Origin of the sequence: Streptomyces sp. NPDC017056 (assembly GCF_044332485.1) — a bacterium.
Classification (GTDB): domain Bacteria; phylum Actinomycetota; class Actinomycetes; order Streptomycetales; family Streptomycetaceae; genus Streptomyces.
Genome location: NZ_JBIRPD010000011.1, coordinates 244,730 through 258,504, shown reverse-complemented (window position 1 = coordinate 258,504; position 13,775 = coordinate 244,730). Strand labels below are relative to the sequence as shown.

At 70.6% G+C, this 13,775-nt stretch carries 13 protein-coding genes and 2 tRNA genes; 6 read left to right on the top strand and 9 right to left on the bottom strand.

Annotation, left to right across the window (positions count from 1 at the left end; genetic code table 11):
* Positions 1–103 precede the first annotated feature (103 nt).
* Both hisN and ACH4OW_RS22050 read left to right on the top strand, forming a co-directional pair.
* Positions 104–907: a histidinol-phosphatase gene (gene hisN, locus ACH4OW_RS22055; RefSeq protein ID WP_360133189.1), complete on the top strand. Its 804-nt coding sequence runs from the start codon at positions 104–106 to the stop codon at positions 905–907.
* Positions 908–1,095: 188 nt separating this feature from the next.
* A complete protein-coding gene (locus tag ACH4OW_RS22050) occupies positions 1,096–1,509 on the top strand; it encodes a CBS domain-containing protein (RefSeq protein WP_360133334.1) in 414 nt (137 codons plus the stop codon).
* A gap of 103 nt (positions 1,510–1,612) precedes the next feature.
* On the opposite strand, the gene ACH4OW_RS22045 is transcribed toward ACH4OW_RS22050, so the two are convergent.
* The gene (locus ACH4OW_RS22045; protein ID WP_398029719.1) at positions 1,613–3,076 is read right to left on the bottom strand and encodes a catalase; all 1,464 of its coding nucleotides are present in this window, start codon (positions 3,074–3,076) and stop codon (positions 1,613–1,615) included.
* A gap of 156 nt (positions 3,077–3,232) precedes the next feature.
* On the opposite strand from ACH4OW_RS22045, the gene ACH4OW_RS22040 reads away from it, so the two are divergent.
* The 3 genes from ACH4OW_RS22040 (at position 3,233) to ACH4OW_RS22030 (ending at position 4,236) form a co-directional block, all read left to right on the top strand.
* Positions 3,233–3,652: a Fur family transcriptional regulator gene (locus ACH4OW_RS22040; protein ID WP_360133195.1), complete on the top strand. Its 420-nt coding sequence runs from the start codon at positions 3,233–3,235 to the stop codon at positions 3,650–3,652.
* Between the two features lie 103 nt (positions 3,653–3,755).
* Complete coding sequence (locus ACH4OW_RS22035) at positions 3,756–3,959, top strand: hypothetical protein (RefSeq protein ID WP_360133198.1); 204 nt, start codon at positions 3,756–3,758, stop codon at positions 3,957–3,959.
* Positions 3,960–4,041: 82 nt separating this feature from the next.
* Positions 4,042–4,236 (top strand): hypothetical protein, encoded by a 195-nt coding sequence (locus tag ACH4OW_RS22030; RefSeq protein ID WP_360133200.1) that lies wholly within the window; start codon positions 4,042–4,044, stop codon positions 4,234–4,236.
* Between the two features lie 108 nt (positions 4,237–4,344).
* Here the strand turns inward: ACH4OW_RS22030 and ACH4OW_RS22025 are convergent.
* From ACH4OW_RS22025 to ACH4OW_RS22010, 4 genes are all read right to left on the bottom strand, one after another.
* Positions 4,345–4,418: transfer RNA gene (locus ACH4OW_RS22025), tRNA-Met, on the bottom strand.
* 132 nt (positions 4,419–4,550) lie between these two features.
* Positions 4,551–6,413: a tetratricopeptide repeat protein gene (locus tag ACH4OW_RS22020; RefSeq protein ID WP_398029718.1), complete on the bottom strand. Its 1,863-nt coding sequence runs from the start codon at positions 6,411–6,413 to the stop codon at positions 4,551–4,553.
* Between the two features lie 210 nt (positions 6,414–6,623).
* Positions 6,624–6,697, bottom strand: a tRNA-Met gene (locus tag ACH4OW_RS22015).
* A gap of 68 nt (positions 6,698–6,765) precedes the next feature.
* Positions 6,766–9,678: a UPF0182 family protein gene (locus tag ACH4OW_RS22010; protein ID WP_360133337.1), complete on the bottom strand. Its 2,913-nt coding sequence runs from the start codon at positions 9,676–9,678 to the stop codon at positions 6,766–6,768.
* Positions 9,679–9,814: 136 nt separating this feature from the next.
* Here ACH4OW_RS22010 and ACH4OW_RS22005 point away from each other — a divergent pair, with 136 nt between their 5' ends.
* A complete protein-coding gene (locus ACH4OW_RS22005) occupies positions 9,815–10,369 on the top strand; it encodes a PPA1309 family protein (RefSeq protein WP_360133206.1) in 555 nt (184 codons plus the stop codon).
* Positions 10,370–10,427: 58 nt separating this feature from the next.
* Here the strand turns inward: ACH4OW_RS22005 and ACH4OW_RS22000 are convergent, their stop codons facing one another.
* The 4 genes from ACH4OW_RS22000 to ACH4OW_RS21985 all read right to left on the bottom strand — a co-directional run bounded on the left by ACH4OW_RS22000 (position 10,428) and on the right by ACH4OW_RS21985 (position 13,757).
* Positions 10,428–11,519, bottom strand: coding sequence for a PDZ domain-containing protein (locus ACH4OW_RS22000; RefSeq protein WP_360133208.1), 1,092 nt, complete (start codon positions 11,517–11,519; stop codon positions 10,428–10,430).
* A 152-nt stretch (positions 11,520–11,671) separates the two neighbouring features.
* A complete protein-coding gene (locus ACH4OW_RS21995) occupies positions 11,672–11,851 on the bottom strand; it encodes a hypothetical protein (protein ID WP_030662384.1) in 180 nt (59 codons plus the stop codon).
* Positions 11,852–12,015: 164 nt separating this feature from the next.
* Positions 12,016–12,477: a molybdenum cofactor biosynthesis protein MoaE gene (locus ACH4OW_RS21990; RefSeq protein ID WP_398029717.1), complete on the bottom strand. Its 462-nt coding sequence runs from the start codon at positions 12,475–12,477 to the stop codon at positions 12,016–12,018.
* Between the two features lie 128 nt (positions 12,478–12,605).
* Positions 12,606–13,757, bottom strand: a complete 1,152-nt coding sequence (locus tag ACH4OW_RS21985; RefSeq protein WP_398029716.1) for an SDR family oxidoreductase — start codon at positions 13,755–13,757, stop codon at positions 12,606–12,608.
* Positions 13,758–13,775: the final 18 nt, after the last annotated feature.

Genomic DNA, 13,775 nt, shown 5'->3' with positions numbered 1-13,775 from the left:
GCGCACAGAATTGACTCGCCACCAGGGGCTGTCAAGGGTCCGTACGCGCCGGGCAATCGTGGTCATGTGGCTCGTGTCGTATCCCAATCGATACTGTTCGCACATGCCCGACTATCACGATGACCTCCGCCTCGGTCACGTCCTGGCGGACGCCGCCGACGCCGCGACCATGGAGCGGTTCAAGGCTCTCGACCTCAAGGTCGAGACCAAACCGGACATGACCCCGGTGAGCGAGGCCGACAAGGCGGCCGAGGAACTGATCCGCGGTCATCTGCAGCGCGCCCGTCCACGGGACGCCGTCCTGGGCGAGGAGTTCGGCAGCGAGGGCTCGGGCCCGCGCCGCTGGATCATCGACCCCATCGACGGCACCAAGAACTACGTGCGCGGGGTCCCGGTCTGGGCCACGCTCATCGCCCTGATGGAGCGCGGCGAGGGCGGCGACCGCCCGGTGGTCGGCGTCGTCTCCGCGCCCGCGCTCAACCGCCGATGGTGGGCGGCGGAGGGCCTGGGCGCGTACACGGGCCGCAGCCTGACCTCGGCGAGCCGGCTCCAGGCGTCGCAGGTGGGCCGCATCCAGGACGCGTCGTTCGCGTACTCCTCGCTCACCGGCTGGGAGGAACAGGGCCGGCTCCCCGGCTTCCTCGAACTGTCGCGGGACTGCTGGCGCACCCGCGGCTACGGCGACTTCTGGCCGTACATGATGGTCGCCGAGGGCTCGGTGGACATCTGCGCGGAGCCGGAGCTGTCGCTGTGGGACATGGCGGCCTGCGCCGTCGTCGTGCAGGAGGCGGGCGGCCGCTTCACCGGCCTGGACGGCGTACCGGGCCCGCACAGCGGGAACGCCGCGGCCTCCAACGGCCTGCTGCACGAGGAGCTGCTGAACTACATCGGCGACGGCCGCCGCTGAGAGAGACCTCGGCTCGAACCCGTATACGAACCGGCACCCGGGGGCGTGAGAACGGCAACCGTCCGTTCCGCGCCCCTTGTTGCTCCTCCGGGCGCATGTGAACATGAGAACACCGACGCTTGTGAACTTGTGAATCGATTCGCAAGGTGCACCCGCAAGCACGAAGGAGGTGGCTCCATCCCATGCCCATGTACGTGCGCAACGCCATGAGCACGGTGGTCCTCACCATCGGGCCCGCCCATACGCTCCGCCAGGCAGCCCACCTGATGGCGGCACGCCGGGTCGGCGCGGCCGTCGTCCTCGACACCGACACCAGCGGACTCGGCATCCTCACCGAACGCGACATCCTCAACTCCCTCGGCGCGGGCGAGAACCCGGACCTGGAGACCGCACAGGCGCACACGACCTCGGACGTGGTCTTCGCCGCGCCCGGGTGGACCCTCGACGAGGCCGCCGACGCCATGGTGCACGGCGGCTTCCGGCATCTGATCGTGCTCGACGACCTGGAGCCGGTGGGGATCGTGTCGGTCCGCGACATCATCCGGTGCCGGGCCTCCGTCTCCGAGCGGCACGAGGAGCGGGTCGGCGCCGTACCGGCGTGACGGCACGCGAACGGGAGTGACGGCGCGCGGGGCGCCCACCGCGTACGCGAAGAGGCCGGAGCCCACTGGCGTCCGGCCTCTTCGGTGTTACGGCAAGGGAGGGTCAGCCACGCAGGGCCTGGACCGCGGCCTCCAGCCGCTTGCCGTAGTCCGGGTCCGCCTTGCGGAAGTTCTCGATCGCGCGCTGCGCTATGTCGTCGCGCGAGACCTTCGAGATGAAGCCCGCCAGGTTGTTGACCAGGCGCTCCTTCTCGTCCTCCGTCATCAGGCGGTAGAGGTTGCCGGCCTGTACGTAGTCGTTGTCCTCGGCGTGCGAGGGCGCCTCCGACTCGCCGGTCGTGCCGCTCACCGCGATCGGCTGCCACAGCGCCCGGCCGGTCTCCACCGGGCCGCCGAAGCTGTTCGGCTCGTAGTTCTTCGCGCGGCCGTGGCGGCCGTCGTAGAGCGCGCCGTCCCGGCCGTGCGAGCGCGCCTCGGTGGCGTGCGGGCGGTTGACCGGCAGGTGGTCGGCGTTGATGCCGACGCGGTAGCGGTGCGCGTCGCCGTACGCGAACAGGCGGCCCTGGAGCATCTTGTCGGGCGAGGGGCCGATGCCCGGCACGAAGTGGTGCGGGGAGAAGATCGACTGCTCGACCTCGGCGAAGATGTTCTCCGGGTTGCGGTTGAGCTCCAGCTTGCCGATCTCGATCGTCGGGTAGTCCTCGTGCGGCCAGACCTTGGTCAGGTCGAACGGGTTGAAGCGGTACGCCGCCGCCTCGGCGACCGGCATGATCTGCACCTGGACGGTCCAGCTCGGGTAGTCGCCGCGCTCGATGGCCTCGCGCAGGTCGCGCTGGTGGCTGTCGGGGTCCTCACCGGCGAGCTTGTCGGCCTCGGACTGGGTGAGGCACTTGATGCCCTGGTCGGTCTTGAAGTGGTACTTCACCCAGAAGGCCTCGCCGGCCTCGTTGTTCCACTGGTAGGTGTGCGAGCCGAAGCCGTCCATGTGGCGGTAGGACGCCGGGATGCCGCGGTCGCCGAAGAGCCAGGTCACCTGGTGGGTGGACTCGGGCGACAGGCCCCAGAAGTCCCAGACGTTGTCCGCCTCCTGGGAGCCGGTGTAGGGGTCGCGCTTCTGGGTGTGGATGAAGTCGGGGAACTTGATGGCGTCCTTGATGAAGAACACCGGGGTGTTGTTGCCGACGAGGTCGTAGTTGCCGTCTTCGGTGTAGAACTTCAGCGCGAAGCCGCGCGGGTCGCGCACCGCGTCGGCCGAGCCTAGGTTGCCCGCGACCGTCGAGAAGCGCAGGAACGTCTCGGTCTGCTTGCCGATCTCGGAGAGGAACTTGGCGCGGGTGTACTTCGTCACGTCGGCGGTCACCGTGAAGGTGCCGTACGCGCCGGCGCCGCGGGCGTGCACCACGCGCTCCGGGATGCGCTCGCGGTTGAAGTGCGCGAGCTTCTCCATCAGGAGCTGGTCCTGGACGAGTCCGGGGCCGCCGATGCCGGCCGTCTCGCTGTTCTGGTTGTCCGCGACCGGAGCCCCGGCCTCCGTGGTCAGCGGTCCGGTGCTGCTCTGTACCGACACGTGCGCCTCCTGAGTCTTCTGCCTGCCCTTGGCTTGCGCCGAAATGAATCCTACATTGGACATTGTCTAAGTCAAGATGCTCCCGAAACTCGTACCGGATCCGGTGATGGACGAGCCACTGCTACCCTTGCCTTATCTGACTGATAGGTGATTGGCATGAGTGACCTGCTGGAACGACTCCGGGGACGCGGCTGGCGGCTGACCGCCCAGCGACGCGTCGTCGCCGAGGTCCTCGACGGGGACCACGTCCACTACACCGCTGACGAAGTGCACGCGCGGGCGATCGAGCGACTGCCGGAGATCTCGCGCGCGACCGTTTACAACACCCTGGGCGAGCTGGTCTCGCTCGGCGAGGTGATCGAGGTCAGCACGGACGGCCGCGCCAAGCGGTACGACCCGAACGCCCACCACGACCACCAGCACCTGGTGTGCTCGCGCTGCGGGACCATAAGGGACGTGCACCTCGACGGCGACCCGCTGGCCGCGCTCCCGGTGCCGGAACGGTTCGGCTTCCAGGTCTCCGAGGTCTCGGTCACCTACCGGGGCATCTGCCCCAACTGCCACTCGCACTCCTGAGCCGCCGCGTCACCACGGCGACACCCTTCGCGCCGGGGGTTACGTCCCCGGCTCCGGGTACTCGGGCTTGACCCGCATCCCCGCACCCGAAGGGACCGTAGTCATGGTGCGCAAAAAGGTCGAAGGTGACGAGAACCAGCGGCGCGCGGCAGCCCGCGAAGCTCGCCGGGCCGGCGAGGCGCCCAGCGCGCGGCAGGCGACCACCGGCGCCTCCAAGCAGCGCGCGCACGAGCCGGAGAAGGCGTCACACGAGGAGAAGCTCGCCACGCAGCACCGCGGCAAACAGGACGAGCCGCCGGAGCAGTGACCGGACTCCGAAGCGGAACATCCCGGTACGGGCGTTTTCTCCCCATCTGCTAGGGCACCCAGGGGCCCAGGAGGTGGTCACCGTGCCCGAGCCCGGTAGCAAGAAGTACGACACCCGCCGCGCGCGGCTCCGCAAGGACGCCGAGAACAGCGGGATCAACGACCAGCAGGCCAACGAGGAGGCCAACGAGACCCTCCAGAACGAGGAAGGCATGCGCAGCAGCGGCCCGCGGACCCGGCGCGGCCGGGGCCCGAAGGGCGAGCGCCGCGGCGAGTGACGCGGTGGGCCGTTCGGGCCGTGGCCCGCCCACCGGACGCGCCGCCCCGGGCCCGTACGCTCACACGACGAAGGCCCGGATCCCAAGGATCCGGGCCTTCGTCTTCAGTAGCGGGGACAGGATTTGAACCTGCGACCTCTGGGTTATGAGCCCAGCGAGCTACCGAGCTGCTCCACCCCGCGCCGTTGTGTTTCAACCCTACCCCCACCACGACGACCAGCGCAAATCACTGTCCGTTGCCCTGGGGCCAGCGGCAGCTGGGCGCGCGAGGGCGGCGGGTCCACGGGCCCGTGGCGGCGCCCGTAGGACGTGCCCTACGCGGTCAGCTCCTCCTGGAGCGCCTCGCGCAGCCGTGCCGCGCGCTCCGCCACCTCGGGCGGCCCCAGCTCGACCGCCCGCCGGCACCACTGGTGCCCCTCGGCGAGCGCGCCGCGCCGGGCGGCGAGCAGGGCCAGGCGCAGCGCGGCGCGCCCGTGCCCGTCCTCGGCCGCCCGGGTCCACCACAGCGCGGCCTCGGGAAGGCTGCCCTCGCGAGCCAGCAGCAGGCCGAGGTTGAAGGCGCCGTTGCGGCTGCCCGCCTCGGCGGCCGCGCGGTACCAGCGCGCGGCCTCGACCACATCGCCCCGCGCCGCCGCGAACATGCCAACCCGGACCTGTGCGCGCCGGTGCCCCTGGCGCGCCGCGTGCTCGTACCACCGGGTGCACTCGTCGTCCTGCCGCCGTTCGACCGCACCGCCGTCGCGGCGGTCCAGCAGGTCGGCGAGCCGGAACGCCGCCTCGGCGCTGCCGCCCTCGGCCGCGCAGCGCAGGTTCCGCTCGGCGCCCGACGTGTCGCCGTCGCGCAGTTGGACGATGGCGACCTGGAGGGCCGCCTCGGTGTGGCCGGCCGCCGCGGCACGCTCGTACCACTCGTGCGCCATCCGGTCGGCGCCGCGCTCCGCGTACAGGATGCCGAGGTTGAACGCGGCGTCCACGCTGCCGGCCTCGGCGGCCTTGGAGAACCACGGCTCGGCGCCGGCCGAGTCGCCGCGCTGGAGCAGCATGATGGCGAGCGCGTTGGCGGCCTCGCGGTGCCCGGCGTACGCGGCGCGGCGGTACCACTGCTCGCCGCGGCCCGCCCGGCCCTGCTCGGCGCAGAGCAGGCCGATGTTGTACGCGCCGTTCACGTCCCCCGCGTCCAGCGCGGCGCGGTACCAGCGTTCGGCGGTCTGCGTCTCACCACGGTCGGCGTGCAGCGCGCCCAGCGCGTTGGCGGCGTTGCCGTCACCGTCCTGGGCGGCGCGGCGCCACCACTCGGCGGCGCTCTCCTCGTCGCCCGCGTCGCGCAGCAGGAAGCCGAGGGCGCACGCGGCCCGCGCCTCGCCGCCCTTGGCGGCACTCAGGTACCAGCGCCCGGCCTCCTGGCTCTCGCCGCGCTCCTCCAGGAGCGTGCCCAGGTGCAGGGCGGCGCGGCGGTGCCCGCGCGCGGCGGCCTGGCGGTACCACTGCTCGGCTTCGGCCTCCAGCGCGCCGTCGCCGCCCGGGGCCTTCGCGCGGTCGTCCAGCAGGCGCGCGAGACGGTACGCGGCCTCGCGGTGCCCGCGCTCGGCGGCGGCGCGGAACCAGCGCTCCGCGCCCACGTCGCCGCGGTGTTCCAGCAGGTCGGCGAGGGCGTACGCGCCCAGGCAGTGGCCCGACTCGGCGGACTGGCGCAGCCAGTACTCGGCGGCGGGCTCGTCGCCGCGCTCGCGGTAGTGGCGGCCCAGGGCGTGGGCCGCGGCGGCGGAGCCCGCGACGGCCGCGATGCGCCACCAGCCCGCCGCTTCGTCCCCGTAACCCCGCTGGTGCAGCAGGACGCCCAGGTTGTTGGCGGCGGCGCGGTCGCCCGCCGCGGTCGCGGACCGCAGGTAGGGCTCGGCGCCGTCCAGGTCGCCGCGGCGCAGCAGCAGCGCGCCCAGCACGCTCATGGCGCCGGTGTCGCCGGCGTCGGCGGCCCGGCGGTGGTTGATCTCGCTCACGGCTTCGGACGCCTCGGCGGCGGCGTCGGCCTCGATCGCGTCCATCGGCATCCCGGCGTCACGCGGGCCCGGAAGGGCGGTGTCCCGCCCGTCCGCCATCTCTGATTCGCGCCCGTCGTCGGGCGCGTGCACAAACCGGCCTGTCTCCAACAACCTTGCCTTGTCCCCCATGAGGGCCATCGTCGCACCACCCGCAACCCGCGTACACCTGGTATACCGCAGCCAGTGAGGTCACTACAGCGTTTTGTCGACTTCCCGATACAGAGACATGTCAAACTCCGTTCCACAGACTTCCGTTCACACCTGGAGAAGACACGCCGCCCGGAACGGGCCGGGCGTGTCGCACATGACGAAGGCCCGGATCCCAAGGATCCGGGCCTTCGTTTTCAGTAGCGGGGACAGGATTTGAACCTGCGACCTCTGGGTTATGAGCCCAGCGAGCTACCGAGCTGCTCCACCCCGCGCCGTTGTGTGTCCACGGTACCACGGCAGGGAGGTGGCGCCCGGCCCCGCGCGGGGCCGGGCGTCGGCGTCAGCCGCCGTTCTTGCCGGTGTCGCCCTTCTGCGCGGCCTTCTTCGCCGCCTCGGTGGCCCGGTCCAGGGCCGCCTTCAACTTCTTCTGCGCCTCGCCGTACCCGGCCCAGTCGCCGTCCTTGCGGGCCTTCTCGCCCTCCTCGTACGCCTTCACGGCGTCGTCGAGGGCCTGTTGCGCCGTCTGGTCGGCCGGCGGCTGCTTGCCCGTGTCGCCGCCACCGGACGGCGGCTGCTGCGTCCCGGAGCCCGGCGGCTTCTTGCCGAAGACGACGTCGAGCGCCTCGTCCAGGTTGTTGCCCAGGACGGGGTCGTTCTCGCCGTAGCTGACCAGCACCTTCTTCAACAGCGGGTAGTTGGTGCCCGCGCCGCGCAGGTAGACCGGCTCCACGTACAGCAGGCCGCCGCTCATCGGGACCGTCAGCAGGTTGCCGTACTCGATCTCGGAGTCGCCGAGTTTCTTCAGGATGTTCAGCTCGTTGGCGATCTTCGGATCGGAGTTGAACTTCGACTGGACCTGCTGCGGGCCCGGCACCGGTGTCTGCGACGGCAGTTTCAGCACTCTGATCTTGCCGTAGTCACCGCTGGTGGCATTGGCGTCCACCGCCATGAAGGCGCCCAGGTTGTCCCGCTTGTTGGGCGTGAACGTCGTGGTGAGCGCGAAGGTCTGCGCCTTCTGGTCCGGCATTTTCAGGCTCTGGTAGTACGGCGGCACCGAGTTGCCCGACTTGTTCGTCGGGTCGTTCGGGACCTGCCAGCGCTCGCTGCCCGTGTAGAAGGTGTTCGGGTCCGTGACGTGGTACGTCGTCAGCAGCTGGCGCTGCACCTTGAAGAGGTCCTGCGGGTAGCGCATGTGCTCCATCAGGGACTTGCTGATGGAACTCTTCTTCTCGACCGTCCCGGGGAACGACTTCATCCAGGTCTTGAGGACCGGGTCCTTGGTGTCCCACTGGTAGAGCTTGACCGAACCGTCATAGGCGTCGACCGTGGCCTTGACCGAGTTGCGGATGTAGTTGACCTGGTTCTGCTGGGCGACGACCGCCCGCTGTCCGTCGGTGAGCGAGTCGGCCGTGGTGTCGCCGAGCGTGGTGCGCGAGGCGTACGGGTAGCCGTTGCTCGTCGTGTAGGCGTCGACGATCCACTGGATGCGGCCGTCGATGACCGCCGGGTAGGCGTCGCCGTCGATGGTCAGCCAGGGGGCGACCGCCTCCACGCGCTCCTTGGGCGTGCGGTTGTACAGGATCCGCGAGCCCTTGCCGATGGCGCCGGAGTACAGGATCTGCGGCTCGCCGAACGCCACCGCGTAGGCGGCGCGGTTGACCGGGTTGGCGAGGTTCACCCCGCTCTTGCCGGTGTAGCTGTAACTCTTCTCCCCGCTCTTGTCGGAGGAGTAGTCAAGCTCCTGCTGCGGCCCGCCCACGATCGAGTACTGGGTGGTCTTCTCGCCGTAGTAGACGCGCTGCTCGTACGGCCCGAACTGGCCCTTCGAGGGCAGCTCGCTCTCGGTGTAGGCGGGCTCGCCGCCCTCGGCGAACGTGGTGCCCTTGGCCGCCACCGCGCCGAAACCGTGGGTGTACTTGAAGTGGTCGTTGATCCAGTTCCGCTCGGAGACGCCGTTCAGGTTCAGCTCGCGCAGACCGATGACGGTGTCCTGGTCCTTGCCGTCCTTGTCCTTGTACCGGTCGACGTCGAGCGTGGACGGGAACTGGTAGTAGCTGCGGACCTGCTGGCGCTGCTGGAAGGACGGGGAGACCACGTTCGGGTCGAGCAGGCGGACGCTGGCCGTGGTGTCGGCGGCGTCGCGCAGCTTCTGGCGCTCCGCGTCGTCCTTCGGCTTGTAGTTGCCGTCGTAGCCCTGCACGTCGACACCGTCGATGTCGTACGCGTCGCGGGTCGCCTTGATGTTCTGCTTGATGTACGGCGCTTCCTTGGCCTGCTCGTTCGGCTGGACCTGGAACTTCTGCACGATCGCGGGGTACAGGCCGCCGATGAGGACGGCGGAGAGCACCATCAGGCCGAAGCCGATGACCGGCAGCTGCCAGGTGCGCCGCCACAGCGTCGCGAAGAAGAGCACCGCGCAGATCGCCGCGATGAAGAACAGGATCGTCTTCGCCGGCAGATAGGCGTTGGCGTCCACGTAGCGCAGGCCGGTCCAGCCGTCGGCGGATTTCAGGCCGCTGGACTTCACCGCCAGGCCGTACCGGTCGAGCCAGTACGCGACGGCCTTGAGCGACACGAAGATGCCCAGCACCACGGAGAGGTGGCCGGTGGCGGCGGCCGTCGCGCGCGAGCCGGGGCTCGTGACGCGCAGCCCGCCGTACAGGTAGTGCGTGAGCGCCGCGGCGATCAGGCACAGCACCGCGCACGCGAAGCCGAAGCTGAGCAGGAAGCGGTACCAGGGCAGGTCGAAGGCGTAGAACGAGACGTCCTTGCCGAACTGCGGGTCCTTCTGGCCGAACGGAACGCCGTTCACCCACTGGAGCCACGTACGCCACTGGCCCGAGGCGGACGCACCGGCGATCAGGCCCACCAGGGCGGTGACCGCGATCAGCACCCACTTCTTGTAGGGCGCGACACCCATCCGGTAGCGGTCCAGGCTCTGCTGCTCCATGGACATCGCGCTCAGCGGCGGCCGCAGGCGGTGCGCCAGCCAGATGTTGACGCCGACCGCGACGGCCATCAGGGCGCCGAAGGCGAAGAAAAGTCCGATCTTGGTCCACAGGGTGGTGGTGAAGACCGAGGAGTACTTGACCGACCGGTACCAGAGCCAGTCGGTCCAGAACCCGGAGAACATGACGAAGAGCATGGCCAGCACGGCCAGCACGCCCAGTGTCATGAGCAGGGTCCGGACCCGCCGGGACGGTCGGCCGACTCTGATCCGTGGCCCTGTCGGGCCTCCGCCGCGGTCCGGCATCTGGAAAGCCAAGGTGCGCACCTCGAAGTTCGCTGTCGTGTTGAGCAGGCCCGGCGATAGTAGGACCCACTGTTGCAACTTACTAAGGCTTTACTCGGTTCCCGTTTTCCGGGGTCCGCAGGGCACGATATTGAGCATGAACAACCTTCCCGTCGACGGCACCCCCCTTGCCGCCAGCCCGCTGACCCGCGCCGTGCTCGAAATCGACGAGTACGCCGCCGGGCTCGGCTGGGACCAGCCCGCCCGCCTCTTCGCCCTCGTCGACACCGCCCGGCTCCGTGAACAGGAGCCCTCCCTCGCCGAACAACTCGGCATCGACGACTCCACCACCGCCTCGCTGACCCCGGTCGAGCAGGACGAGATCCCCGCCGGCGCCCCGCTGGACGAGTTCCTGGCCACCATCGGCTGGCCGGACGCGGTGGCCGGCTGTGCGATGACCGTGGAGCGGCTGATGCTGCCGCCGTCCGCCGAGGACTCCGTACCGGCGGGCATGGACGAGTCGCAGCTCGCCGAGTGGGTGGCCGGCCACCCGGACCGCCAGGAGGTGCGGATGACGGTGGCGGTGCTGCGGGACGGCACGCGCGAGTCGGCGCTGCGGCTGCGCGAGAAGGACTCCACGTCGGAGGTGCTGACCGGCTCGCAGCTGGTGCCGGGGCTGGCGGACGCGCTGGCCGCGACCTTCGAGAGCTGAGGGGCGGGCGGCCCGGGGCGGGGACCACGTCCCCGCCCCGGCCCGGCCGCCGGTGCTCCTACTTGTTCGCGGGGCAGCTCGGCAGCCCCGCCGTGTCCCCCTTGCGGATCTTCTCCAGGGACTTCATCGCGTCCTCGATGGTGTCCACCTTGACCAGCCGGAGGCCCTCGGGGTGGTCGTCCACGACGGCCGAGCAGTTGTCCTTGGGCGTCAGGAAGTACTCCGCGCCCTGTTTCCGCGCGCCGACGACCTTCATCGCGATGCCGCCGATCGGGCCGACCTTGCCCTCGGTGTCGATCGTGCCCGTACCGGCTATGAACTTCCCGCCGGTCAGGTCCCCGGGCGTCAGCTTGTCGACGATGCCGAGGGCGAACATCAGCCCGGCGCTGGGGCCGCTGACGTCGGGCAGCTTGATGTCGACGTTGAACGGGAACGTGTAGTCGATCCCCGCCTGGATGCCGACTATGGAGCGGCCGTCCTTCGCCTTCGCGACCGGGACGGCGACCTCCTTGGTGGGGCCCTCGGGCCGCTTGCCCTTCTTCTGGGCCGCGGCCGCTTCCTTGGCCGGGATGACCGTGAAGACGGCCTTCTCGCCCGGCTTGTGCCGGGTGACCAGCTTGGCGACGTCGGTGTTCGCCTTGATCTCCGTGCCGTCCACGGCCTTGATCACGTCGCCGGCGTGCAGCTTCCCGTCCGCGGGGGCGTCCTTGACCACGGACGCCACGACCGTCTGGGAGCCCACCGGGATCTTGAGCTGCTTGAGCGCCGCCACCTTGGCGCTCTCCAGGGACTGGGTGAACTCCTCGGCGTTCTGCTGGTCGGACTGCTCCGCCGTCTGGCCCTCCGGGTAGAGGATCTTGTGGGGCACCACGATGCTGTCGTGCTCCAGCCAGCCGTAGACCGCCTCGAAGAGGTTCATGTTGTACTCGGCGCCGGTGACCCGGACCGTGACCATGTTGAGGTTGCCGGTCGTCGGGTACGTTTTGTGGCCGGAAATCTGCAGCACCGGCTCGCCGTCGTGCTCACCCAGCGTGTTGGTCGTCGGCCCCGGATACATCTTCGAATACGGAACGGGGATCAGCACCCCGGCGCAGAGAAGCGCGATCAGCATCAGGGTCGAAGCGAGCAACGTCGCGGTGCGGCGGGGCATGGAACGACAGTACGGGACGCCTCTGACAGCCGGTCCCCGGGGCCGTCCGTACGGGGCGGATGCGAGCGGGCGGCAGCGCCGGGGCAACCGGAGCCGGGGCGGCCGCTTGCGGCTGCGTACGCCCGCCGCGGCCCCGGATCATCCCGTCATGCTCATGCCGCGTCAGAACCGGAATGTGCCTTCTCGGGCTTCTCCATCGCCTCTCGGAACCGCGCGTAGCCCGCCAGTTCCGCGACATCCCCGGTCCTGCGGTTGCGTGACGCCCAACTGCTCCACACGACGGCGGCGATGGCGGCGAGAACCGGAATCAGCAACCAGAGGAGCGCTCCCATAGCGGCCTCCCGACCCCTTGTAACAACCGCAACGACGAATAAGCAGATTAACCACCTGCCGGCTCAACGCTTACGCCAGGGGGCGGGTTACGCAACTGGAGCGCACGTAAAGGCTTTACCGGATACCGCCCGGAACGTGCGCCACCGGCCGGAACCGGACACCCCTAACAAGTACCTACCCACTCTTCGGTCCCGTCAGAGAACCTCTGGTGCTTCCAGATCGGCACCTCGTGCTTGAGGTCGTCGATCAGCCGCCTGCACGCCGCGAACGCCTCCGCCCGGTGCGGGCAGGAGACCGCGACGACGACGGCCAGGTCGCCGACCACCAGGTCGCCGACCCGGTGCACGGCGGCCATCGCGCTGACGGGGTAGTCGGCCGCCACCTTCTCGGCGACGCGCCGCAGTTCGGCCTCGGCGCTCGGGTGCGCGGAGTACCCGAGGCCCTCGACGTCGGCGCCGCCGTCGTGGGAGCGGACCGTACCGACGAACAGGGCCGTGCCTCCGGCGGCCGGGTCGCCGACGGCCGCGAAGACCTCGTCCAAGGACAGCGGGGTGTCACGGACCGCGAGGAGGCGGATCGGTTCCGCCGAGCCCCGCTCGCCCGGGTGGTCATTCGTGCCTGGCATGCCCCCATCGTGCCGTACTCGGAGGCGGCGCGGGCCATGGCCGTTCCACCGGGACCACGCGAAGCCGTATGGAGGCTCCTACAGGACACCGGCGGGAACGGCGGCCGTACGCGGCCGGGGCCGTCGCGTCAGATGCGGCGCCGGGCCTTGCGGGCGCGGCGCACCAGGGCCGCGGTGCCCAGGAGGGCGACCGTCGCGCCGGCCGCGCCCGCCGCGGTGGCGTCCTTGCGGCCCAGGCGGCGGCCCGCGACCGTGTGCCGGCCCGCCACCTCCTCCAGCAGCTCGGCGAGCACCTCCTCGTTCGTCCACCGGGGACGCCAGCCCGCCTCGTGGAGGCGGCTGCCGCTGACCACCCACGGGTGCATCGTGTACGCGAGGTCGCCGGCGGGCGACGGCGTGAGGCCGATGCGGTGCAGCCGGGCGGCGGCGCCGAGCGCCACCGAGGACGGCAGCTCCATGCGCCGGATGCCGGTCAGCTCCTCGACCTCCTCCTGCTCCAGCCACCCGTCGCAGCCCACCGCCAGCTCACCCTCGACCTTCTCCAGCGCGGCGTACTGCAGGGCGCTGACCAGGTCTTCCACGTGGCAGAACTGCCAGGCGGGGCGGGATCCCGCGACGACCAGCAGCCGCGGCGACTCGAAGTACCGGGTCAGCGCGGTGTCCGTGCCGCCCACCAGGACGGTGGGGCGCAGGACGGTGACGTTCAGGCCGGGGTGCGCGCGGGGCGCGCGGTGCGCCAGGCGCTCGATCTCCAGGAGGTCGCCGACCCCGGTGGCGTCGGCGGTGGCCCGCAGCTCGGCGTCCTCGGCCAGCGGTACGTCGTTGTCCGGAAGTGCGCCGTAGACCATGGCGGAGGTGCAGAGCACGACCCGGTGCACGCCGGCGGCCGCGGCGGCCGTGAGGACCGTCTGCGTACCGCGCACGTTGTACGCAGTACGGGCCGCGGCGTCGGTCTCCAGGTCCAGGTCGACGGCCAGGTGTACGACGACGTCGGCGCCGCGCAGCTTGTCGGCGATGGCCGGGTCCCGTACGTCCAGGACGTGCCAGTGCGCCTCGGCGGCCTCGCCGCGCCGCTCGTCGATGGCCACCACCTGCTTGACCTCGTCGGACTCGGTCAGGGCCTGGGTCAGCAGGGCGCCCACGCCGGAGGCGGCGCCGGTGACGGCCACGACGGGGCGGCGCAGCGGCCTGCCGGGCGTGCCGGGCGCCTCCTTGCTTGCCTTCTCGGTCTCGGCCGCAGCGTTTCGCGCTGCGCGAACGGTCGGATCTGGGGAACTCACCGGGCGTCTCCAGCGGTT